The sequence below is a fragment of the Stenotrophomonas sp. CFBP 13725 genome, from assembly GCF_014841935.1.
Lineage (GTDB): Bacteria > Pseudomonadota > Gammaproteobacteria > Xanthomonadales > Xanthomonadaceae > Stenotrophomonas.
On sequence record NZ_JACYUV010000003.1, the window covers coordinates 178,325 to 199,657 of the forward strand.

18 protein-coding genes and 4 tRNA genes are annotated in these 21,333 nt (G+C 67.0%); 15 read left to right on the forward strand and 7 right to left on the reverse strand.

The features are described from left to right. Positions 1-36: 36 nt before the first annotated feature. A complete protein-coding gene (locus tag IFT65_RS06690) occupies positions 37-378 on the reverse strand; it encodes a DUF2069 domain-containing protein (RefSeq protein ID WP_192081048.1) in 342 nt (113 codons plus the stop codon). Next, positions 378-968 carry an NAD(P)H:quinone oxidoreductase gene (gene wrbA, locus IFT65_RS06695; RefSeq protein ID WP_188327359.1) on the reverse strand — a complete coding sequence of 197 codons (591 nt, stop codon included), beginning with the start codon at positions 966-968 and terminating at the stop codon, positions 378-380. The genes IFT65_RS06690 and wrbA overlap by 1 nt, the downstream gene beginning before the upstream one ends. Positions 969-1,045: 77 nt before the next feature. Here wrbA and IFT65_RS06700 point away from each other — a divergent pair, with 77 nt between their 5' ends. Both IFT65_RS06700 and IFT65_RS06705 read left to right on the forward strand, forming a co-directional pair. Further along, positions 1,046-2,317, forward strand: a complete 1,272-nt coding sequence (locus IFT65_RS06700; RefSeq protein ID WP_188324979.1) for a YihY family inner membrane protein — start codon at positions 1,046-1,048, stop codon at positions 2,315-2,317. Continuing rightward, complete coding sequence (locus tag IFT65_RS06705; RefSeq protein WP_192080866.1) at positions 2,314-2,910, forward strand: TlpA disulfide reductase family protein; 597 nt, start codon at positions 2,314-2,316, stop codon at positions 2,908-2,910. Before IFT65_RS06700 ends, IFT65_RS06705 begins: the two co-directional genes overlap by 4 nt. Positions 2,911-2,969: 59 nt before the next feature. On the opposite strand, the gene ppk2 is transcribed toward IFT65_RS06705, so the two are convergent. The 4 genes from ppk2 to hemA are packed head-to-tail and all read right to left on the reverse strand — an operon-like array spanning position 2,970 to position 7,847. Continuing rightward, a complete protein-coding gene (gene ppk2 / locus IFT65_RS06710; RefSeq protein WP_188324977.1) occupies positions 2,970-3,743 on the reverse strand; it encodes a polyphosphate kinase 2 in 774 nt (257 codons plus the stop codon). A gap of 47 nt (positions 3,744-3,790) precedes the next feature. Beyond that, positions 3,791-5,497 carry a tetratricopeptide repeat protein gene (locus tag IFT65_RS06715; protein ID WP_192080867.1) on the reverse strand — a complete coding sequence of 569 codons (1,707 nt, stop codon included), beginning with the start codon at positions 5,495-5,497 and terminating at the stop codon, positions 3,791-3,793. Between the two features lie 3 nt (positions 5,498-5,500). Then, the gene (gene prfA, locus IFT65_RS06720; protein WP_192080868.1) at positions 5,501-6,586 is read right to left on the reverse strand and encodes a peptide chain release factor 1; all 1,086 of its coding nucleotides are present in this window, start codon (positions 6,584-6,586) and stop codon (positions 5,501-5,503) included. Continuing rightward, a complete protein-coding gene (hemA, locus tag IFT65_RS06725; protein WP_192080869.1) occupies positions 6,564-7,847 on the reverse strand; it encodes a glutamyl-tRNA reductase in 1,284 nt (427 codons plus the stop codon). The genes prfA and hemA overlap by 23 nt, the downstream gene beginning before the upstream one ends. Positions 7,848-7,910: 63 nt before the next feature. Between hemA and IFT65_RS06730 the strand changes: the two genes are divergently transcribed. The 8 genes from IFT65_RS06730 (at position 7,911) to ychF (ending at position 14,950) form a co-directional block, all read left to right on the forward strand. Further along, positions 7,911-9,599 carry a tetratricopeptide repeat protein gene (locus IFT65_RS06730; protein ID WP_192080870.1) on the forward strand — a complete coding sequence of 563 codons (1,689 nt, stop codon included), beginning with the start codon at positions 7,911-7,913 and terminating at the stop codon, positions 9,597-9,599. Further along, entirely contained in the window at positions 9,596-10,252 is a 657-nt protein-coding gene (gene lolB / locus IFT65_RS06735; RefSeq protein ID WP_192080871.1) for a lipoprotein insertase outer membrane protein LolB, read from the forward strand. Before IFT65_RS06730 ends, lolB begins: the two co-directional genes overlap by 4 nt. Then, on the forward strand, positions 10,252-11,121 hold the full coding sequence (ispE, locus tag IFT65_RS06740) for a 4-(cytidine 5'-diphospho)-2-C-methyl-D-erythritol kinase (RefSeq protein WP_192081049.1): 870 nt from the start codon (positions 10,252-10,254) through the stop codon (positions 11,119-11,121). Before lolB ends, ispE begins: the two co-directional genes overlap by 1 nt. Before the next feature lie 12 nt (positions 11,122-11,133). Next, positions 11,134-11,210, forward strand: a tRNA-Gln gene (locus tag IFT65_RS06745). Between the two features lie 139 nt (positions 11,211-11,349). Further along, positions 11,350-12,309, forward strand: a complete 960-nt coding sequence (locus IFT65_RS06750; RefSeq protein WP_188327358.1) for a ribose-phosphate diphosphokinase — start codon at positions 11,350-11,352, stop codon at positions 12,307-12,309. 109 nt (positions 12,310-12,418) lie between these two features. Next, the gene (locus IFT65_RS06755) at positions 12,419-13,042 is read left to right on the forward strand and encodes a 50S ribosomal protein L25/general stress protein Ctc (RefSeq protein WP_192080872.1); all 624 of its coding nucleotides are present in this window, start codon (positions 12,419-12,421) and stop codon (positions 13,040-13,042) included. Positions 13,043-13,123: 81 nt separating this feature from the next. Next, positions 13,124-13,702, forward strand: coding sequence for an aminoacyl-tRNA hydrolase (pth, locus tag IFT65_RS06760; RefSeq protein WP_188324969.1), 579 nt, complete (start codon positions 13,124-13,126; stop codon positions 13,700-13,702). Between the two features lie 156 nt (positions 13,703-13,858). Further along, positions 13,859-14,950: a redox-regulated ATPase YchF gene (gene ychF, locus IFT65_RS06765; RefSeq protein ID WP_192080873.1), complete on the forward strand. Its 1,092-nt coding sequence runs from the start codon at positions 13,859-13,861 to the stop codon at positions 14,948-14,950. A gap of 408 nt (positions 14,951-15,358) precedes the next feature. On the opposite strand, the gene IFT65_RS06770 is transcribed toward ychF, so the two are convergent. Further along, on the reverse strand, positions 15,359-18,325 hold the full coding sequence (locus IFT65_RS06770) for an autotransporter outer membrane beta-barrel domain-containing protein (RefSeq protein WP_192080874.1): 2,967 nt from the start codon (positions 18,323-18,325) through the stop codon (positions 15,359-15,361). Between the two features lie 194 nt (positions 18,326-18,519). Here IFT65_RS06770 and IFT65_RS06775 point away from each other — a divergent pair, with 194 nt between their 5' ends. From IFT65_RS06775 to tuf, 5 genes are all read left to right on the forward strand, one after another. Next, a complete protein-coding gene (locus tag IFT65_RS06775) occupies positions 18,520-19,575 on the forward strand; it encodes an isoaspartyl peptidase/L-asparaginase (RefSeq protein ID WP_192080875.1) in 1,056 nt (351 codons plus the stop codon). A gap of 136 nt (positions 19,576-19,711) precedes the next feature. Then, a tRNA-Tyr gene (locus IFT65_RS06780) sits at positions 19,712-19,797 on the forward strand. A gap of 35 nt (positions 19,798-19,832) precedes the next feature. Continuing rightward, positions 19,833-19,906 (forward strand) — tRNA-Gly (locus IFT65_RS06785). 53 nt (positions 19,907-19,959) lie between these two features. Then, positions 19,960-20,035, forward strand: a tRNA-Thr gene (locus IFT65_RS06790). A gap of 40 nt (positions 20,036-20,075) precedes the next feature. Beyond that, a complete protein-coding gene (gene tuf / locus IFT65_RS06795; protein WP_192080876.1) occupies positions 20,076-21,266 on the forward strand; it encodes an elongation factor Tu in 1,191 nt (396 codons plus the stop codon). Positions 21,267-21,333 lie beyond the last annotated feature (67 nt).

Here is a 21,333-nt window from a genome sequence, read left to right on the forward strand (position 1 = left end):
CAGGAAACAGGATGATACCGGGCGCGACGGGGCGCGTCAGGGACGACGCCGACTGAACCGGGCACGCAGCCCGGGCAGGCTGGCGGCGAAGATGACCAGCAGTGAAAGCAGGATCGCGACCAGCGCCAGCACCCGGGTTTCGGGGTGGCTCCAGGCACTCATCACCCCATGGCTGAACCAGCCCAGGGCGAGTACGGACGACCAGAAGCCGGCCTTGCGCCACCCCAGGCGCAGGGCGATGGCCAATGCCAGCGGCGGGGCGGTGAACACCAATTGCGCCGCCAGCCAATGGCGGTCGTTGATGAACCAGCTGGCATACAGGGCGGCCAAGCCCATCAGCGCCAGCAGCAGGACGATGCGGGCCATCGAGGCGCCCATCATGCCAGCCGCCGCGCGATATCGGCGACACGGCGCCCGAGTGCCCTGGCCAGGATCGCTTCATCCTCGCTGGGCTGCGGATCATCATTGCTGCCGGCCACATGGCTGGCGCCGTAAGGCGTGCCACCGGACGTGGTGTGGCTGAGTGCCGCCTCGGTGAAGGGAATGCCGACGATCAGGCAACCGTGGTGCAGCAGCGGCAACTGCATCGACAGCAGCGTGGATTCCTGCCCCCCGTGCATCGATGCCGTTGACGTGAACACACCGGCCGGCTTGCCGGCCAACGTCCCGTTGACCCACTCCGCGCCCAGCGTATCCAGAAAGTACTTCACTGGGGCGGCCATGTTGCCGAAGCGGGTAGGGCTGCCGAGCAGCAGGCCGTCGCATTCGACGAGGTCGGCGATGCTCACATAAGGGGCGCCCTCTTCGGGCACCGGCGGGCGCGCGGTCTCGGTCACCGGTGCCACGGCCGGTACCGTGCGCAGCCGCGCGCTCATGCCGGCGACCTCGCCGATGCCCCGCGCTATCTGCCGCGCCAGCCGTGCCACCGAACCGCCTCGGCTGTAGTAGAGCACCAGGATCTCGCCCATCATCGACCCGCTTTTTCGTTCAGGAGACGTCAGTATGGCTATCCTGCGCCCATCCTGCATCGGGTACCCTTGCGCCGATGGAACCCTTGAATACGCTCAACCTGTGGATGGAACGCGTTCGCGACCGTCCGCGTGCTGCAAGCTTCGGTCGCTTCCTGTGGCGTCGCTTCCTCGATGACCGCCTGTTCCAGGCCGCCGCTGCGCTGGCCTACACGACGGTGTTCGCGCTGGTGCCCTTGGCCATCGTCGTGTTCGGCGTGCTGTCGGCGTTCCCGGTCTTCGACCGCTGGAGCGATCAGCTCAGTGACTATGTGTTTTCCAACTTCGTGCCCAGTGCGGCGCGTGCGGCAGAGGGCTACCTGCGCCAATTCAGCGCCAGTGCCGGGCAGCTGACCGCGGCCGGCTTCATCGCCTTGGTCATTTCACTGTTGATCACCCTCAACAGTGTGGAAGAAACCTTCAACCAGATCTGGCGGGTGGGCTCAACGCGGCCGAAGCTGACGCGGTTCCTCGTCTATTGGACCGTGCTGACCCTGGGCGCCATGCTGGCCGCCGCATCGCTGGCGGTCTCGGCGCGGGTGTTCGCACTGCCCCTGTTCGGCACGCAGGAGGGGCGCTGGCTGGCCGATCTCTCGCTGACCCTGGCCCCGGTGCTCATCGAATTCGTCTGCATCACGCTGGTCTACCGGGTCGTGCCGCACCACACGGTCAAATGGCGCCACGCCGTGCCCGGCGCGATCCTCGCGGCGGTGCTGCTGGAAATAGTGAAGTGGGGCATCGGCGCCTATCTGGGCAGTTTCCAGTCCTATCAGAAGCTGTATGGCACCGTGGCCTTCGTGCCCATCCTGCTGTTGTGGATCTACCTGTGCTGGGTCGCCGTGCTGCTGGGTGCGTCGCTGGCGTCGTCGATGGCCGCCTTCCGTTACCAGCCGGCCGAGATGCGCTTGCCGCAGGGGTATGAGTTCTATGCGTTGCTGCGCCTGTTGGGCCGCTTCCAGCAGGCGCGTTCGCACGGGCGCGGGTTGGCCGACGATGACATCCTGCAGCACGAGCCGATGATGACTGACTCGCTGCTGCACCAGTTGCTGTGCGACATGGAGCGCATCGAACTGGTCACCCGCGCCGAGAACGGAAACTGGATGCTGGCCCGCGACCTTGATCAGTTGACCCTTTCCGATCTGTACGAATCCACCCAGCTGCGCATTCCCGTGTCCGAGCAGCTGCTGCCCTACCGCCAGGACAGCCTGGGCAAGGCGGCGATGGCCGCGTTGGACGAACTGCGACTGCCGCTGCGTGAGAAACTCAAACGCCGCGTCAGCGACATCTATCCCCCCGGAGAGACCCGATGAAAGTAAACGTACTGGTCGTGGCCTGCGCCGCGCTGCTGCTGGGCGCCTGCAAGCCCGCCGCCGAGCCGGCATCCGATGCAGCGCCTGCCGCGTCTGCGCCGACCGCGCAGGAAACATCCGCCACGCCGCCCGATCCGGACGCGGCGCTGGGTGAAGGGGACGGGGCTGCGCCAGCCGAACGGGTCACCGCCGAGTTCCCCACGCTGAAGGTAAAGACCATCGACGGAGCGGACTACGACCTGGCCGCGCACCGCGGCAAGTGGGTGGTCGTCAACTTCTGGGCGACCTGGTGCGCGCCTTGCCGCAAGGAAATGCCGGAGCTGTCCGCGCTGCATGCGATGCGCAGCCAGATCGAGGTCGTGGGCCTGGCGTACGAAGAGATCGAGCCGGCCGACATGCAGGCCTTCCTGAAGACACGACCGGTGACCTATCCGATCGCCATTGTCGATCCGTACGCCCCGCCGGCCGACTTCGCCACGCCGCGTGGCCTGCCGCTGACCCACCTGATCGATCCGCAGGGCAAGCTGGCGCACTCCTTCGTGGGCCCGGTCACCGCCGCGGATATCGAAGCGCGCATCGCCGGCAAGTCCTGACATCCGGGACGCCCGGGGTCAGGTCCCTTCACGAGGAAGGGCCCTGACCGCATCGCGGTTCAGACCACCGGCGGGATCGGCTTCAACTCGCCGTAGTGCTCGCGATGCAGTTTGCCGTGCAAGGCTGGCAGGTCGGGCAGGGCCTCATCGAGGTGGGTGTCGGGCAGGCGGTCCAGCAGGTCGCGCACCAGGGTCAGCCGACCCGCGCGCTGGTCGTTGAAATCCACCAGTGTCCACGGCGCGTGCGTGCGATGGGTGGCCTGCAGCATGGCCTCACGGGCTTTGGTGTAGGCCTCGTACTTGTCGCGTGACTGCAGGTCCACCGGCGACAGTTTCCAGCCCTTCAGGGGGTCGAGGTGACGCTCGGCGAAGCGCTCCTCCTGCTGTGCCTGGTCGACGGCCAGCCAGTACTTGAACAGTACGATGCCATCGTCCACCAGCAGTTGCTCGAACACCGGTGCCTGTTGCAGGAACTGCCGGTATTGCGCGTCGCTGCAATAGCCCATCACGTGCTCGACGCCAGCGCGGTTGTACCAGCTGCGGTCCATCAGCACGATCTCACCCGCCGCAGGCAGATGGCTGGTGTAGCGCTGGAAATACCACTGCGTGGCTTCGCGGTCGGTTGGCTTCGGCAAGGCAACGACCCGGCATTGGCGCGGGTTGAGATGTTCGCTGATCGCCTGGATGGCACCGCCCTTGCCCGCGGTATCGCGGCCTTCGAACAGCACCAGGACGCGCTGCCCGGTCACCTGGACCCAGCGGGCCATCGTCGCCAGTTCCAGTTGCATCGGTTCCAGCAGGGCGTTGTACGCCTTGCGCTTGAGCTTGCCCATCGGCGGCTCCGCAGTAGAGGGAAACCGCATTCTGCGCGGGTGCCGGTTCAGGCCGCGTGCGGACCCTGCCAGCCGTGTTCAGTGGCGAGCCCGCGGACGAAGATTGCGAAGTCCGCGGCGAACCCGGCCATGTCGAACAGGCCACTGGACGCACGGGCGGCCGCAAGTTCCGCGCGCACCGCGGCCAAGGCCATGGAATCGTTGCCCAGGTGGCTTGCCACGCGGATGAAGGCATCATCGTCCGCCACATTCATGCCGGGCAGTCCAAGGTGGTGGTTGAGGCTGCCGGCCACGCGTGCGGCGAACGTATCGCCGGGGCAGGTCAGCACCGGGCAACCCGCCCACAGCGCATCGGAGGCGGTGGTGTGCGCGTTGTACGGGTGGGTATCCAGGAACAGGTCGGCCAGTGCGAATCGGGCCAGGTACTGCGCGTGCGGCAGCTTCGGCATGAACACCAGGCGCATCGGATCCAGCCCCTGCGCATGGGCTGCCGCACGCAGCCGCGCGTCGGCCTCGCCGGGCCCGGACAGCAGCCACAGCACGCTGCCCGGCACCGCATGCAGTATGCGGAAGGCACGCGCCATGCTGCGTGGATTGAGCTTGTAACTGTTGTTGAAACAGCAGAACACCACGCCGTCCGACGGCAGGCCACACGCACTGCGCGAGGGCGGCGGCGCCAGCGCGCGGGTCGTGTCCGATGGCTGGAACGCCCGTGGCAGGCGCAGTACGCGCTCGCTGAAGTCAGCTTCCATCGTCGCTGGCAGCACGAATTCGTCGGCCAGCACCACGTCCATCCAGGGGGCGCCGGACGTGCCCGGGAACGCCAGCCAATTCACCTGCAGGGGCGCAGGACGCATCGCCAGCACTTCCGGCGTGCCGCCGCCGCCCCAGCCGCGCAGGTCGAACAGCATGTCGATGCCCGCTGCCCGGATGCGCGCGGCGATATCGGCATGGCGCATGCCCGCAACGTCGTGCAGTTCAGTCGCCGTCGCCAGCCGACGACGGATCGGGCTGCCATCGTCGCGGTTGAGGGCGAACAGATGCACCTGCAGCGACGGATCGACGCGCAACTGCTCGAACAGCGCCACCGTCAGCAGGCCGGTCGGGTGCGCACCGAACCCATTGGACAGAAAGCCTACCTGCAACGGGCCCTGCTGCCTCGGCACAGCCGGCGCCATCGGGCGCACGGCAGCGCCGACATGCGCCGCGCGCAGGCGCGCGCAGGCCAGTTGCTCGGTCGCGCTGGCGTCTTCGCTGAGGAAGGCAAAAGGTTCAACCGCGCCGTGCCCGCGCGCCACCGCCTCGCGCACCTGGCGCGACAACACGTCGAGGTCCTGCCAGTCACACAGGCGGCGCTGCCAGGCCAGCCTCTGCGCGGCGATGTACGGTTCGTCCGGTTGCAGAGCGTGGGCGCGGCGATACGCGGCGGCAGCGCCTTCGGCATCGTCCGCATCTTCAAGGGCGTGGCCGAGCCACAGGGCAATACCGGGGTGCTGCGGCGCACGGGCCGAGGCTTCGCCCAGCAGGCGCGCCGCATCGGCATGGGCGCCGGCCATCCACGCCACGCGTCCCAGCCGTGCCAGCGCTTCAGGATGACCCGGACGCAGCTGCAGGGCCTGCCGCGCAGCGCGCTCGCCTGCCGCCAGGTCGCCCGCTTCCAGCTCGGCATCGGCCAGCATCACCCAGGCGATGAAATCGGTTGGTTGGCGGCGCACCGCCTGCTGCAACTGCTGCCGCTGGCTGCCTGCCTGCATCGGTCAGACCGTCGCGGACAACTGGGCCAGCGCGTCGGCCTGGTGTTCCTGCGCCAGACGTTGCAGCAACGCATCCATGTCGCCGGTCATCACGTTGGGCAGGTCATACAGGGTCAGCCCTTCAACCCGGTGGTCGGTGATGCGTCCCTGCGGGAAGTTGTAGGTACGGATGCGCTGGCTGCGGTCGCCGCTGCCCACCTGCAACCGACGCGATTCGGCCTGCGCGGCGTCCTGGCGCGATCGCTCGGCGTCGAGCAGCTGCGCCTTCAGGCGCTTCATCGCCTTGTCCCGGTTCGCGTGCTGGCTGCGCTCGGTCTGGCATTCCACCACCACGCCGGTTGGCATGTGGGTGATGCGGATGGCCGACTCGGTCTTGTTGACGTGCTGGCCGCCTGCGCCGGACGAGCGGTACGTATCCACCCGCAGGTCGGCAGGATTGATCTGCACCTCGTCGATCTCGTCGGCCTCGGGAATGATCGCGACGGTCGCTGCCGAGGTATGGATGCGGCCCTGCGATTCGGTCGCCGGCACGCGCTGCACGCGGTGGGTGCCCGATTCGAACTTCAAGCGCGAGAACGCTCCCCGGCCGACCACGCGCGCCACGACTTCCTTGTAGCCGCCGTGCTCGCCGGGACTGTCCGATTCCACCTCGACCTTCCAGCCTTGGCGCTCGGCGTAGCGTGCATACATGCGGAACAGATCGCCGGCGAAGATCGCCGCTTCGTCGCCACCGGTGCCGGCGCGCACTTCCAGGAACAGGTTGCCATCGTCGCGCACGTCGCGCGGCACCAGCAGCAGGGCCAGTTCCTGTTCCAGCTGCAGCAGGCGGGCCTGCGCGGCGTCGACTTCCTCATCCGCCAGCTCGCGCAGATCCGGATCCGCGCGCATGGCCTCGGCCGTGGCGAGATCGGCCTTGGCGCGGTTCTCATCGGCCAAGGCCAGTGCGACCGGCTCCAGCTGGGCGAACTCGCGGGAAAGATCGCGGAAGCGCTTGTTGTCGGCGACCACCGCAGGATCGGACAGCAGGCGTTCGAGTTCTTCGCGGCGCTCGGCCAGCGCTTCCAGCTTACGGCGCAGGGTCGGCGTCATCAGGTCTCACAGTCGGGTGGTGGTATCCCGGCACGGCCGGGAACAGGCGCTCGGCAGCGCGGGTGAGTTCGGCATCACCGCTCAGCGCAGCAGCGCGCAGCGCCGCCGTGGGTGGATGCAGCAGGCGGTTGGTCAGGCCATGCGCCAACAATTCCAGCACTTCGTCGGCCGGCTTGCCGTGCGCCAGCTGCTGGCGGGCCCGCTCCAGCAACTCGGCGCGGGTGGCTTCGCCGAAGGCCCGCAGCTGCTTCAGCGGCGCGTGGTGGGCACCGGCCTGCTGGGTTTCGATGAAGCGGGCCACCTGCAGGTCGATGATCGCCTCGGCCTCCGCAGCGGCTTCACGACGGCCGCGGCGGTTGTCTTCCACCGCCCGCTCCAGATCGTCGACGGTGTACAGGAAGGCATCGTCCAGGGTGGCGACCGACGCTTCGATATCGCGCGGCACCGCCAGGTCGAACAACAGCATCGGCTTGTGCCGGCGCGCGCGCAGCGCCGCCGCCACGGTGGCGCGATGGATCACCGGCTCGCGTGCGGCGGTGGCGGAGAACACGATGTCGGCCTCGGCCAGGTGCCGGTCCAGTTCGGCCAGTGGCAGCGCGACACCGCCGTGGCGGGTCGCCAGATCCTGTGCATGGGCCAGCGTGCGGTTGGCGATCAGCAGCCGCCGCACCTTGCCGTCACTGAGGTGGCGCGCCGCCAGTTCGATGGTTTCGCCGGCGCCCACCAGCAGCACGGTGGAGTCGTCCAGCCGGGCAAACGAGTTCTGTGCCAGGCGCACTGCCGCCGATGCCACAGACACCGGGTTGGCGCCCACTTGGGTATCGGTGCGCGCACGCTTGGCGACCGAGAAGGTCTGCTGGAACAGCCGGTCCAGGCGCTGGCCGAGCAGGCCATGCTCGCGCGCCACGGTCCACGCCTCTTTCACCTGGCCGAGGATCTGCGGCTCCCCCAGCACCATCGAGTCGAGCCCGGTGGCGACACGGAACAGATGGCGTACGGCCTCCGCGTCGGCGTGCTGGTACAGATAGCCCTGCAGATCGCCGGCCTGGTCGTGCAGCCACTGGTTCAGCGCGGTTTCCGATTCGGCGACGGCGTACAGTTCGGTGCGGTTGCAGGTGGACAGCAGCACCGCTTCGGCGATCTGCGGGGTGGCGCGGAGGGAAAGCAACGCGCGCGGCAGCGCCTCACCGGCGAAGGCTGCGCGTTCGCGCAGATCCACCGGTGCGGTCTGATGATTCAGTCCGAGCACCCACAGGGTCATTGTTCAGTTGCTTGCGATAAGCTGCTGGCCATAGGCACACATTTTAAGGCCCCAATGCCATCGATGCCCGCATTGATTCGCATCTCCAGTGTTCTGCTGCTCAGCCTGATGGCTGGACCGACCCTGGCAGCCCCTTCCACCTCACGTGTGCTGGACCGGGCCGAGGCGGCCCAGGAGCCGTCGCTGGAGCCTGCACTGGTGGGCGAATTCGCCCTGCAGGCAGGCAAACTGGGTGATTCGGCCGCGCAGTACCTGCAGGCCGCGCAGGCCAGCGAGGGCGATGCCGGGTTGGCCGAACGGGCCACCCGCATTGCCATGCTGGCCAACGACGACGCACGCGCCGGGCAGGCACTGGCCCTGTGGCAGCAGCGCGCGCCGACCTCCTTGACCATGCGCAGCGCCGCGGCGGCGTTGGCCATGCGGCAGAACCGGCCGGAGCAGGCCGTGGCCGAACTCAAGGCGCTGCTGGCCACGCCGGGCGACGAAGGCTGGCGCCTGACACTGGCCGCACTGGTTGGCGGTGGGCGCGAACCGACCGTGCCGGCGCAGGTACTGGAAGCGCTGGTTGCCGCCGATGCCATCCCCAACCGGATCGAGGTCTGGCAGGAGTTCGGGCGGGTGGCCATGCGCATGGAAAAACCTGACCTGGCCCAGCGCATGGTCGATCAGGTCGTGCGCCGCTTCCCCGACGACCCCCGCGTGGCGCTGCTGCGCGTCAGCCAGCTGCAGCAGGCCGGCAAGACCGCTGAAGCAATGAGTGTGCTGCAGGCGCTGGAACCGGCTGCCCGCGCCACCCCGGACCTGCGCAATGCGGTGGCTATCGCCTACGACGCGATGAATCAGCCGATGGCCGCCGAACGGGTGCTGTCCGCCGGGCCACAGGACACGCAGACCTACGGCATGCGTGCCTCGCTGCTGGCCAAACAGGAGGATGCCACCGCGCTTGCCGCGCTGTATGCCGAGCTGTCACGCGCGGCCAGCAAGCCGGATCCCGCGCAGCGTCTGCTGCTGGGCAAGATCGCCGAGTACCTCAAGCGTTACCAGGAAGCCGTTGACTGGTACCACAGCGTGCCGGGTGGCGACGAGTTGAGCGAGGCACGCCTGCGTGCCGCCAATGCGCAGGGGCTGCTGGGCAACCAGGCCAAGGCACTGGAAGAAGTGCGCGCGGTGCAATCCGATGCCGTGCTCGCCGAAGAGGCCCGACGTGACGCGTACCTGCTGGAGGCCGAGCTGCGCCTGCGTGCGGGTGATGAGGCCGGTGAGCTGGACGCGCTGGGCCGCGGCCTGGCCGCCTACCCGGACGAAAACGCACTGTTGTATGCGCGCGCCCTGGCCTGGGAGCGTCGCGATGACATCCCGCGCGCCGAGGCCGACCTGCGCAAGGTGCTGGTCACCGAGCCGGAAAACGTGGCTGCCCTGAACGCACTGGGCTACACCCTCGCCGACCGCACCCACCGCTATCAGGAGGCGCTTGAACTGATCGACCGGGCGCGCGTCGCCGATCCGGACAATCCGGCCATCGTCGACAGTCATGGCTGGGTGCTGTATCGCCTGGGTCGCAACGAAGAGGCCGCCGTCCAGCTGCGCCGCGCCTACGCCTTGGCCAAGGACGCGGAAATTGCCGCACACCTGGGTGAAGTGCTGTGGGTGCTGGGTCGCCAGGACGAGGCAAGGCGTTACTTCGATGAAGCCGCCAAGCTGGACCCCGACAACCGCGCGCTGCAGCGCGCCCGCGAGAAGTTCAGCCCATGAAGCCTGCTTTTTTGCGTCCGCTGTTGCTGGCCGCGCTGTCGCTCGCGCTGGCAGCCTGCACCTCGGTGGGCAACCAGAAGACGCCTGTCCCGGATGTGGCCTACACCGTCCCGCCCGCTGCCGAGCGGGCCGAAGCCGCACGGGTGCAGGCGCTGCGCGCGCAGCCGGACTGGACCTTCCAGGGCCGTGTAGCGGTCAGCAAGGGCAAGAACGGCGGCAGCGGGCGGATCGACTGGTCGCAGCAGGGTGCGGACTACCAGGTGCAGCTCAGCGCGCCGGTGACCCGCCAGAGCTGGCGGCTGCAGGGCAACACGCTGCAGGGCGGTGGGCGGCTCGAGGGGCTCGATGGCGGTCCCCGAGAGGGGGCGGACGCGGCGCAGGTAGTGCAGGACGCTACCGGCTGGGAGATTCCGGTCAACCAGCTGCCGGACTGGACACGTGGCCTGGTGCTGCAGGGCACCGATGAAAACGGGCTGCAGCGCGATGCCGAGGGTCGTCCGCGCCGGCTGCAGCAGGCGGGGTGGGTCGTGGAGTATCTCGACTGGCACTCAGGCGAAGGCGGTCAGCAGGTGCTGCCACGCCGGATCGAGGCCACCAATGGGGATGCCAAAGTCAAACTGGTGATCGATCAGTGGGGCACGCCGGGACCATGATGGCGCACCGTGTTGACGCGGCTGGCTGGTCCTGGTGGCCCGCGCCGGCGAAGCTGAATCTGTTCCTGAACATCGTCGGCCGTCGTCCCGATGGTTATCACGCGCTGCAGACGGTGTTCCGCCTGCTGGACTGGGGTGACCGGATCGGCATACGGCTGCGGGATGACGGGGTCATCCGGCGTGAAGGCGACGCGCTGCCCGGTGTGGCCGAGGCGGATGATCTCGCGGTGCGTGCGGCCATGCTGCTTCAAAACGTGACGAACAGCGCCCAAGGTGCGGACATCGTCGTTGAAAAGGCGATACCGGCGGGTGGTGGTTTCGGCGGCGGGTCTTCTGATGCCGCCACGGTGTTGAAGGTGCTCAACGTTCTCTGGCGAACCGGCCTGGATGACGATGCGCTGGCCGCGCTGGGGCTGCGTCTTGGCGCAGATGTTCCGGTATTCGTGCGCGGCCACACGGCATGGGCTGAAGGAATCGGCGAGCTCCTGCGGCCGCTGGAGCTTGCTCCTGCGTGGTATGTGATCGTTGATCCGGGAGTGCACGTGCCGACGCCGGCACTTTTCGCTGATCCGGATTTGACGCGGGACAGCGCAATAGCGAAAATAGAGGACTTCGTTTCCGGATCCCTGTCCGGCAATGCGTTTGAACCGGTGCTGCGCCGCCGTGAGCCTGCCGTAGAGGCCGCGCTTGCTGCGTTGAGCGACATTGGTCTGGCGCGTCTTACAGGGTCGGGGGGCGGGTGCTTCGTCGAGTTTCCATCGCAGCCTGCTGCGATGGCTGCGAAGGCGGAGCTGCCTGAGGAGTTGCGGGCGTGGGTGGTGGAAGGGGTAGCCCGTTCACCGCTGCTGGATGCACTCGAGCGTAACTGATTCATTTGATGCAGGGGCGTCGCCAAGAGGCCCAAGGCACCAGGTTTTGATCCTGGCATTCGGAGGTTCGAATCCTCCCGCCCCTGCCACTTGCGGCTGTGTCCGCGCCAACCAGCGCATGCGTCTGCGCGGGACGTGGAAACCGTCGCGGTGATATCAGCTGCAGGGGCCTCCGGGTGCCTGCAGTCACCCGATCTCCGTCACTCGCCCCCGCTCGAGACAATCATGATGCAAGCGTCGCCCAACCTGCTGGTCTTCTCCGGCAACGCCAACAAACCCCTCGCGCAGAGCATCTGCAAGGAGCTGGGGGTACGTCCCGGCAAGGCACTGGTCTCGCATTTCTCCGACGGTGAAGTCCAGGTCGAGATCGAGGAAAACGTCCGCAAGCAGGACGTGTTCGTGATCCAGCCGACCAGCGCGCCCAGCGCTGAGAACCTGATGGAGCTGCTGGTGCTGATTGACGCGCTGAAGCGTGCATCGGTGGCCAGCGTCACCGCCGTGGTGCCGTATTTCGGTTACTCGCGGCAGGATCGCCGCATGCGCTCGTCGCGCGTGCCGATCACCGCCAAGCTGGCGGCAAAGATGTTCAGTACGGCCGGTGCGGATCGTGTGTTGACCGTGGATCTCCACGCCGACCAGATCCAGGGTTTCTTCGACATCCCGGTGGACAATGTGTATGCCTCGCCGCTGCTGCTCGCCGATATCTGGCGCGCGTACGGCACCGAGAACCTGATCGTGGTGTCTCCGGACGTGGGCGGTGTGGTGCGCGCGCGCGCCGTGGCCAAGCGCCTGGATGATGCCGACCTGGCGATCATCGACAAGCGCCGGCCGCGTGCCAACGTGTCCACCGTGATGAACATCATCGGTGACGTCGAAGGCAAGACCTGCGTGATGGTCGATGACATCGTCGATACCGCCGGCACCCTGTGCGCCGCTGCCGCTGCCCTGAAGGCGCGCGGTGCGCTCAAGGTCGCCGCGTACTGCACCCACGCGGTGCTGTCCGGCCCGGCGGTCGACAACATCAACAACTCCCAGCTCGATGAGCTGGTGGTGACCGACACCATCCCGCTGAAGGACGCCGCGCGGGTGTGCAGCAAGATCCGCCAGCTGAGCGTGGCGGAAATGCTGGCCGAGACGATGCGTCGCATCGCCTTCGGTGAGTCGGTCAGCTCGTTGTACGTGGACTGATTTTTTTTGTTCCTGCCGGCGACGGCGGGGACCTCCAAGGGTACTTCTGGTCGCGGAAGTACCTTCATCCGCCCCGCCACCCGGCAGGGCATCCAACAGGTAGTAGAAAATGTCGAAGACCCATGAAATCAAGGTCACCAAGCGTGAACTGCAGCGCAAGGGTGCGAGCCGCCGCCTGCGTCACGCTGGCGTGATCCCGGCGATCGTGTACGGCGGCAGCGCCGATCCGGTCGCTATCAGCCTTGACCACAACGAAATCTGGCTGGCCCAGTACAACGATTGGTTCTACTCGTCCATCCTGGACCTGAACCTCGATGGCAAGGTCGAGCGCGTGCTGCTGCGTGACATGCAGCGCCATCCCTTCAAGCAGCTGATCCTGCATCTCGATTTCCTGCGCGTGAACGAGAATGAAGTGCTGACCGCTGCCGTGCCGCTGCACTTCATCAACGAAGACACCTCGCCGGCCGGCAAGGCGTCGGACATCGTGGTCACCCACGAAGTGAAGGAAGTGACCGTCAGTTGCCTGCCGAAGGACCTGCCGGAGTCGATCGAAGTCGACCTGGGCGCCCTGGAAGCCGGTGGCGTGATCCACCTGTCCGACCTCAAGCTGCCGAAGGGCGTTGAGCTGCCGGCGCTGGCGCTGGGCAAGGATCACGACGATGCCGTGGTCACCGCCAAGCACGGCAAGGAAGACGCTGCCGACGCCGCCGAAGAAGCACCGGCTGCCGAGTAATGCCTTCGCGGCGCCTGTCCCTTCGGGGGCAGGCGCCGTACCTGCCGGTGCGTGAGGCACGGGCAGCATCTGGAAGAAACAATGGCAGGATTGCGACTGATCGTTGGTCTCGGCAACCCCGGACCAGAGCACGCCCGGACCCGGCACAATGCTGGGTTTCATTTTGTTGAGGCCCTTGCGGAAAAAGCAGGTGCGCGCTGGAGCGTGGACAGCAAGCTGTTCGGCGAGACCGCCAAGGTCGATATAGCGGGCCAGCCGGTCTGGCTGCTGAAGCCGGCCACCTTCATGAACCTCAGTGGCAAATCGGTGACCGCAGCGCAGCGGTTCTGGAAGATCGAGCCGGAAGAAACCCTGTTGGCGCACGACGAGCTGGACCTGCCGCCGGGTGCGGCACGGCTGAAGTTCGACGGCGGCCACGGCGGGCAGAACGGCCTGCGCGATACCATCCGCCTGCTCGGCCACGGCCAGTTCCACCGGCTGCGTGTGGGTATCGGCCATCCAGGCCACAAGGATCGGGTAGTGCCGTGGGTGCTGGGACGGGCGTCGAAGGATGACGACATCCTGATCGCGCGTGCCATCGACGATGCGATCGATGTGCTGCCGCTGGCGGTGCAGGGCGATTTCAGCGAAGCGATGAAGCGTCTGCACACCCCGAAGTAATCCGCGGACCCTCGCGGCAGCGGTAGGTAGCGCCGGGCCATGCTCGGCGGATGTTGGTAGCGCCGAGCCATGCTCGGCGGCCGTACGAAGAGAATGATTAGCCAAACAGCGCGTGCGCTCTTTCGCCAATCACTTTCACCCCAAAGGTTGTCGAACATGGGTATCAAATGCGGAATCGTCGGCCTGCCCAACGTGGGCAAGTCGACGCTGTTCAATGCGCTCACCAAGGCAGGTATCGCCGCGGCCAATTTCCCGTTCTGCACGATCGAGCCCAACGTGGGCATCGTGCCGGTGCCGGATCCGCGCTTGAACGAACTGGCGGCCATCATCAACCCGCAGAAGGTCATCCCGACCGCGGTCGAGTTTGTCGATATCGCCGGCCTGGTTGCCGGTGCGGCCAGTGGCGAAGGCCTGGGCAACAAGTTCCTGGCGCATATCCGCGAAGTGGATGCGATCACCCACGTGGTGCGCTGCTTCGAAAACGCTGACGTGATCCACGTCAACAACAAGGTGGATCCGCTTTCGGATATCGACACCATCGATACCGAGCTGGCCCTCGCCGATCTGGACAGCGTTGAAAAGGCGCTGAACCGGGCCGAGCGTTCGGCCAAGGGCGGCGACAAGGAAGCGGCGGCACGCAAGCCGGTGCTGGCCAAGCTGCAGGCGGCGCTGGCCGACGGCAAGGCCGGCCGTGCGGCGGGCCTGGACGAGGAAGAGAAGGCGCTGGTGCGCGATCTGTTCCTGCTGACCCTCAAGCCGGTGATGTACATCGCCAACGTGCTTGAAGACGGGTTCGAAAACAACCCGCACCTGGATGCCGTGCGCGCGCGCGCGGCTGAAGAGGGTGCGAAGGTGGTGCCGGTGTCGGCGGCCATCGAAGAAGAACTGTCGCAGCTCGACGATGACGATCGCGATACCTTCCTGGCCGACCTGGGCCTGAGCGAGCCGGGCCTGAATCGCGTGATCAACGCGGCCTACCAGTTGCTCGGCCTGCAGACCTACTTCACCGCAGGCGTCAAGGAAGTGCGTGCCTGGACCGTACGCAAGGGCGCGACCGCGCCGCAGGCGGCCGCCGTGATCCATACCGACTTCGAGAAGGGCTTCATCCGCGCTGAAACCATCGCCTATGACGACTTCATCAAGTACAAGGGTGAAGCGGGTTCGAAGGAAGCCGGTCGTCTGCGTCTGGAAGGCAAGGAATACCGTGTGCAGGAAGGCGACATCCTGCATTTCCGCTTCAACGTCTGATCGCGATGGGTGACGACCGAGGGTCGTCACCGCGTCGAACCTGCAACGCCCCGTCCTGCGGGGCGTTGTTGTATCTGGACAAAAAATCACCACGCCCGGAGATGCCTGCGGCGACAGGCTTACGGTGAGTTGTCCACACGTAACCCCCATCGCTTTCCACGCGACATGTGGAAAACCGCAGCGCGCAGGCGATCTTCAGTGGCGAAAAAACAGCCAGTGCTGGAAACGCTTGCCACGCCGCGCTCACACCTACTTGTCCACATCTAACCCCCACGGGTTTCCCGCGTGGGTGTGGAGAACATGCGGGGTGTCAGAATCCATACCGGATGCCGATCAGTGCCCCGTACTGGCGGAAGTTCGATGCGCCGCGCGCGACGTCGAGTTCGCCCCATGCGGCTACCCGTTCGCTCAGCTGCGCCTGCACGCCTGCACGCCGGCACGCACCTGGTACAGCGTGCGTGGATCGCCGCCGGACACCCTCGCATCGTCGAAGCGCATTGCATTGCCTGCGCCGTGACGCGTGATCCAGTCGACGGTGAGGAACGGCTGCACCCCCGCGCTGGCATCGGGCAGCGGACGGCCATGCAGGCGCAGGCCGACCCGCGTCTGCAGGCCGCCGGCATCGGCGACACTGACCCGGGTGCCGTTCCGCTCGATGTGCGTGCCGCCGGTCATGGCCCAGCTGTTCCACGTCACCTGCACCTGCGGCTGCAGATAAAGCGCGTGCGCGCCGGACTGGAACACCGCCAGGCTTTGGCCCACTTCCACTGACGCGCTGGTACTGCGGGCGCGGTAATGCTCGCGTGCCAGTGCCTCGCCCTGCACACTGCCGCGGAAGTCGGCGTGCTGCAGCCAGGTGTCGATGTAGCGCGCTTCCTGCAGCCAGCTGGCATACACGCCCACGCTGCGGCCATCGATCCGTCCGTCCGCGCTGTAGCCGGTGCGCGTGGACATCACCTGCTGATCGACACGCCCGCTGCCGGCCATCACCCCGGCCACTCCGTGGCTGCCGTGGCCCCAGTGCAGCAGGTCCGCACCTGCCTGCACCACGTGCTGCTGGCGTCGACCCTGCAGCTGGTCGGTGACGTCCATGCGCGCGTTTTCGCTGGGCATGCGCAACCACGCCGTGATGCCGTCCTGCGCTGCGGGCAGCGAGGGGTCGCCGCTGCGCTGGTGCAGGGTCATGTCGAACAGATGCAGTGCCGCCGCCTGGTTGGCCAGCCAGGCGCCCACCTCCGGCCGCTGTACGAGCGGGGAGACGGTCGGCGGAATCACCGGCGGCGTGATCGGTGTCACGGGCGGGACAGTCACGGGCGGCGTGATCGGCGGCGTCACCGGCGTACATCCCGGCGCAGCAGGATCCTGCTCGCAGGGATTCACCGGGTCCGACGGCAGCTGCGAGCGCAGGTACCAGTCGCCGTCGCCCGGTGCGGCGGCGCTGCCCTGGTGCAGGAAATATTCGTACGCGCCAGCCACCGCGCGTCCTTCCAGTGCGAAGGCTGCGCCCGAAGTGCCGTCCACCTGCACCACGCGCAGGCCCTCAACCGTCGCCGCGCCGCCGCCGCCGGCATTCTCCACCTGCAGGCGGGTACTACCGCTGCTGTCGCCTTCGATGTGCAGCAGATTGCTGGGGGCATCGTCACCTTCCAGCCGCGTGTTGAGCACGAGCAGTCCGCCGTGCCCCGCGTAGTCGCCATGCACGGTCAGCTGCGCAAACGGCTGCGCGGCGGGCGCGATGAAGGCGATCGTGCCCGCATGGTCCAGCGTCTCCACGGCCGAGTCTCCCGTGACGGTCCAGTGGCTGCCCGCCGCTACGTGCATCGAGCGCGCATGCAGTCCCTCGACCTCGCGCAAGGCGCCGCGCCACAGGCTTGCACCGGCCAGGCTGATATCCACGGCGGCCGTGGGGCTTTCCACGGTGATATCACCGCTCAGGATGCTGTCGAGGGCCGCGACCTGCACCGTGCCTGCCGCGATGCGTGAGCCATCGTTGAACACGGTGTCGCCGACACGCAGCAGCGCGCCCGCCGGGGCCGCTTCATTCACCTGCATGCCGTGCAGTTGCAGCTCGTGGTTTCCGCCCTGCAGCCAGAAGGCGGTGCCGGCCGGTGTGCGCAACGTGCCGTCCTGCAGCAGGGCGCGATTCCAGTAGTCGCCGTCGGCCGTCAGGTACGAGCGCCAGCCGATGGACTGCGCGCCACGCAGGTCGATGTGCAGGCCTTTCGCCAGGTCCAGGGTGGCGGTGTTCACCTGCACCACGCCGGAAGCCCGCAGCCCATCGCTGTCGATGCGCACGTCCTGCAGCGATGCGCGCGTGGCGCCGCCGCCAACGAACACCCCGGTGGCGTCGTTGCCCTGCAGCTCGATGCGGCTGCCGCTGGCCTGCAGGCGCGTACGGGTGCTGCCGGTGGAGCCGGTCGCGCGCAGCCCCTGGCCGCGATCACCGTGGACGTTGATCACGTCGTCAATCAGCAGCGCGTTGCCGCCGAACAGCTCCACGGCGTACCGGCCCTCGCCGAAGACGTCGAGCTGGCTGCCGCGCAACTGCAGGTCGGAACTGTCGCTGGAGAGCCAGATGGCCGCGCTGCCCGTGCCCGGGGCGCTGCGGATGCGGGTGCCTTCGGCCAGCAGGCGGCCGCCACTGTTGATGTTGAAGCCGATATCGCCGCTGGAGTCGTACAGGCCGCCCACGATGTGCAGCGCCGCGTAGTCGCCGGTCGCCGCATTCCCCAGCAGGCGCGCGCTGCCGATGGTGCCGGTAAGGGTGACGTTGTCGGCCTCGACCTGCGCGCCGCTGGCTACGTCCAGAAAGCCGTTGAGATAGTCCACGTTCCGCAGCAGCACCTGGGCGCCCGTCGTCGCACGTAACCCGCCGATGCGCGGATTGCTGCCGCTGGCGTCGAACCGGCTGTCGACCAGCGTCAGCACCGCGCTGTCGTGCGCTTCCAGGCGTCCGCCACCGTGCAGCTGCAGGTCACTGCCGTCGATCCGGCTGCCGGTATCGGTGGCCAGCAGCGCAGCGGCGGTGCTGCCGGGGGAGAGTTCCAGGGTGCTGCGGCCCAGGCTGGCGCGGCCGCCGGCGCTGGCCTGCACGGCTTGTGCGGTGGTCGCGGCGGCGCCCAGCGCAAGGGTGGAATCGACCACGCTGACCTCGCTGCCGGTACCGCGCACGCTTAACGCCGTACCGGCGCGGTCCTGCACGATACGGTCGTCTTCGAAGTGCCGTGCCTCCCCGCCATCCACGGTGATCGGGCCGCTGTAGTCCGCCGCAGCGGCGGGCAGCGCGGCGGCCATCGCCAGGTTGAGCAGGGTAGGGCAGAGAGGGCGGCGCGCACGCGCCGGGGTGGCCGCACGGGGCAGGGTGGGAAGATTCATGGGATCTCGCTTGCGGGGTGGCGCAGGGGTGGGGTGCGGCGGCGCGTGATCGGCCGCAGCGCCCGACGCTAGGGCAGCGTTCCGGTGGGCTCCATCGACTCCGGCTGAAAAGCGTGGCGCGCTCGGCGGGGTGCTTGCCAAGCGAGCCGCACGCGCGCAGCGTGGTCGTTTACCGACCTGTGGGAGATGCCTGGATGACGTTGCGCCTGTGCTGTGCCGTCGTGCTGTTGTCGCTGAGCCTTGCTGCCGTTGCGGCCGCCGCCACGCCCGGCGAACCGGGGGTTGCGCCGGCTGTGATGTCCGATCCGTTGCTGGTGATCCACGGCGGGGCCGGGGTGCAGCGCAAGGATCTGTCCGCAGCAGAAGAGCGTGCCGCCCGTCAGGCGCTGACGGCCGCCTTGCGCGCGGGGCATGCCGAGCTCGCTGCCGGACGCCCGGCACTGGCCGCGGTCACCCGCGCCATCACCGTGCTCGAGGACGACCCCACCTTCAATGCGGGGCGTGGCGCGGTCTTTACCCATGACGGTCGCAACGAGCTGGATGCATCGTTGATGGACGGCGCGAACCAGCGTGCCGGTGCCGTCGCCGGCGTGCAGCGGGTGCGCAACCCGATCCTGCTGGCGCAGGCGGTGATGGAGCACTCTGCGCACGTGATGATGGTAGGTCAGGGCGCTGAGGCCTTTGCTGCCGAGCAGGGTGTCGCGCTGGTCGATCCGTCGTACTTCCGCACGGACAAGCGCTGGCAGCAGCTGCAGCGGGCCTTGCAGGAAGAGCGAGCGGGCACGGCGCATGCCGATCTGGAGACCGCACGGCATTTCGGTACGGTCGGCGCGCTCGCGCTGGATGCGCAGGGCAGGCTGGCGGCCGGCACGTCGACGGGCGGCATGACCAACAAGCGCTACGGGCGCGTGGGCGATTCGCCGGTCATCGGTGCTGGCACCTGGGCCGATGCGCGCTGTGCGGTTTCCAGCACCGGCTGGGGTGAGTTCTACCTGCGCACCGCGGCAGCGCATGAAATCTGCGCACGCGTGCGTCTGTCAGGCACCCCGGCCGCCCAGGCCGGGCGCGAGGTCATCAATGAAATGATCCCTGCCATGGGCGGTGACGGCGGCGCCATCGTCCTGACCGCAGACGGGCAGATCGGGCTGCCCTTCAACACCCAGGGCATGTATCGGGGCTGGATAGGCGCCGACGGTGTGCCGCATGTTGCGATCTTCGCCGACGAGCCACTCGAGGTCCCCGGCCGATAACCTTGCGTATCAACGGGTTTGCGACAGCATGTGAAAAAAAAGAAAAAACGTGTTGACAGACCTGCGGCGGATCAGCAGAATTGCGGGCTCACCACCACACACCGCAACGCTTCGGCGCCACGGCATGGGGTGGTAAGGAGGGATACCCAAGCGGCCAACGGGGGCAGACTGTAAATCTGCTGGCTTACGCCTTCGGTGGTTCGAATCCACCTCCCTCCACCAGTTTCACGTAGTTTCACGTTGTGGCAATTCCCGGTGCGGGAGTAGTTCAATGGTAGAACTTCAGCCTTCCAAGCTGATTGTGCGGGTTCGATTCCCGTCTCCCGCTCCATTGAATGTTTAGAACTTTGAAGATATTTCGGTTCATGCCATAATGCAAAACTCGCTCACGTAGCTCAGTCGGTAGAGCACTTCCTTGGTAAGGAAGAGGTCGAAGGTTCGATTCCTTTCGTGAGCACCATCTTAAGCATCACCCCAAGACGAATTCGAGATAAGCAGCCATGGCCAAGGGTAAGTTCGAGCGCACCAAGCCGCACGTCAACGTCGGCACCATCGGTCACGTCGACCACGGCAAGACCACGCTGACCGCCGCACTGACCAAGATCGGTGCCGAGCGCTTCGGTGGCGAGTTCAAGGATTATTCCTCGATCGACGCCGCGCCGGAAGAAAAGGCACGTGGCATCACGATTTCGACCGCACACGTCGAATATGAATCCCCGAACCGTCACTACGCCCACGTCGATTGCCCGGGCCATGCTGACTACGTCAAGAACATGATCACTGGTGCAGCGCAGATGGACGGCGCGATCCTGGTCTGTTCCGCTGCTGACGGCCCGATGCCGCAGACCCGCGAGCACATCCTGCTGTCGCGTCAGGTCGGCGTGCCGTACATCGTCGTCTTCCTGAACAAGGCAGACATGGTCGATGACGCCGAGCTGCTTGAGCTGGTGGAAATGGAAGTGCGCGAGCTGCTGAGCAAGTACGACTTCCCGGGCGACGACACCCCGATCATCGCCGGTTCGGCGCGTCTGGCGCTGGAAGGCGACCAGAGCGACATCGGTGTGCCGGCTGTCATCAAGCTGGTCGAGGCGCTGGACACCTGGATCCCGATGCCGGAGCGCGCTGTCGACAAGCCGTTCCTGATGCCGGTGGAAGACGTGTTCTCGATCTCGGGCCGCGGCACCGTGGTGACCGGTCGTATCGAGCGCGGCGTGATCAAGGTCGGCGAAGAAATCGAAATCGTCGGTATCCGCGACACCGTCAAGACCACCGTGACCGGCGTGGAAATGTTCCGCAAGCTGCTCGACCAGGGTCAGGCAGGCGACAACGCCGGTCTGCTGCTGCGCGGCACCAAGCGTGACGACGTCGAGCGTGGCCAGGTCCTCTGCAAGCCGGGTTCGATCAAGCCGCACACCGAGTTCGAAGGCGAAGTGTACGTGCTGTCGAAGGATGAGGGCGGCCGTCACACCCCGTTCTTCAACGGCTACCGTCCGCAGTTCTACTTCCGTACCACGGACATCACCGGTGCTGCCAAGCTGCCGGAAGGTGTCGAGATGGTGATGCCGGGCGACAACGTGAAGATGGTTGTCACCCTGATCAACCCGGTGGCAATGGACGAAGGCCTGCGTTTCGCGATCCGCGAAGGCGGCCGTACGGTCGGCGCCGGCGTGGTGTCGAAGATCATCAAGTAATCTGTTAGACTTTGCGCCCCGATGTTGCCTGGGTAGGGCATCGGGGCGCTTTTAAAAGGGAAAAGAA

Excerpts from the sequence above, each read along its gene's own strand:
- IFT65_RS06690 (WP_192081048.1), bottom strand. The coding sequence starts at position 378 with ATGGGCGCCTCGATGGCCCGCATCGTCCTGCTGCTGGCGCTGATGGGC.
- wrbA (WP_188327359.1), bottom strand. The coding sequence starts at position 968 with ATGGGCGAGATCCTGGTGCTCTACTACAGCCGAGGCGGTTCGGTGGCA.
- IFT65_RS06700 (WP_188324979.1), top strand. The coding sequence starts at position 1,046 with ATGGAACCCTTGAATACGCTCAACCTGTGGATGGAACGCGTTCGCGAC.
- IFT65_RS06705 (WP_192080866.1), top strand. The coding sequence starts at position 2,314 with ATGAAAGTAAACGTACTGGTCGTGGCCTGCGCCGCGCTGCTGCTGGGC.
- ppk2 (WP_188324977.1), bottom strand. The coding sequence starts at position 3,743 with ATGGGCAAGCTCAAGCGCAAGGCGTACAACGCCCTGCTGGAACCGATG.
- IFT65_RS06715 (WP_192080867.1), bottom strand. The coding sequence starts at position 5,497 with ATGCAGGCAGGCAGCCAGCGGCAGCAGTTGCAGCAGGCGGTGCGCCGC.
- prfA (WP_192080868.1), bottom strand. The coding sequence starts at position 6,586 with ATGACGCCGACCCTGCGCCGTAAGCTGGAAGCGCTGGCCGAGCGCCGC.
- hemA (WP_192080869.1), bottom strand. The coding sequence starts at position 7,847 with ATGACCCTGTGGGTGCTCGGACTGAATCATCAGACCGCACCGGTGGAT.
- IFT65_RS06730 (WP_192080870.1), top strand. The coding sequence starts at position 7,911 with ATGCCCGCATTGATTCGCATCTCCAGTGTTCTGCTGCTCAGCCTGATG.
- lolB (WP_192080871.1), top strand. The coding sequence starts at position 9,596 with ATGAAGCCTGCTTTTTTGCGTCCGCTGTTGCTGGCCGCGCTGTCGCTC.
- ispE (WP_192081049.1), top strand. The coding sequence starts at position 10,252 with ATGGCGCACCGTGTTGACGCGGCTGGCTGGTCCTGGTGGCCCGCGCCG.
- IFT65_RS06750 (WP_188327358.1), top strand. The coding sequence starts at position 11,350 with ATGCAAGCGTCGCCCAACCTGCTGGTCTTCTCCGGCAACGCCAACAAA.
- IFT65_RS06755 (WP_192080872.1), top strand. The coding sequence starts at position 12,419 with ATGTCGAAGACCCATGAAATCAAGGTCACCAAGCGTGAACTGCAGCGC.
- pth (WP_188324969.1), top strand. The coding sequence starts at position 13,124 with ATGGCAGGATTGCGACTGATCGTTGGTCTCGGCAACCCCGGACCAGAG.
- ychF (WP_192080873.1), top strand. The coding sequence starts at position 13,859 with ATGGGTATCAAATGCGGAATCGTCGGCCTGCCCAACGTGGGCAAGTCG.
- IFT65_RS06770 (WP_192080874.1), bottom strand. The coding sequence starts at position 18,325 with ATGAATCTTCCCACCCTGCCCCGTGCGGCCACCCCGGCGCGTGCGCGC.
- IFT65_RS06775 (WP_192080875.1), top strand. The coding sequence starts at position 18,520 with ATGACGTTGCGCCTGTGCTGTGCCGTCGTGCTGTTGTCGCTGAGCCTT.
- tuf (WP_192080876.1), top strand. The coding sequence starts at position 20,076 with ATGGCCAAGGGTAAGTTCGAGCGCACCAAGCCGCACGTCAACGTCGGC.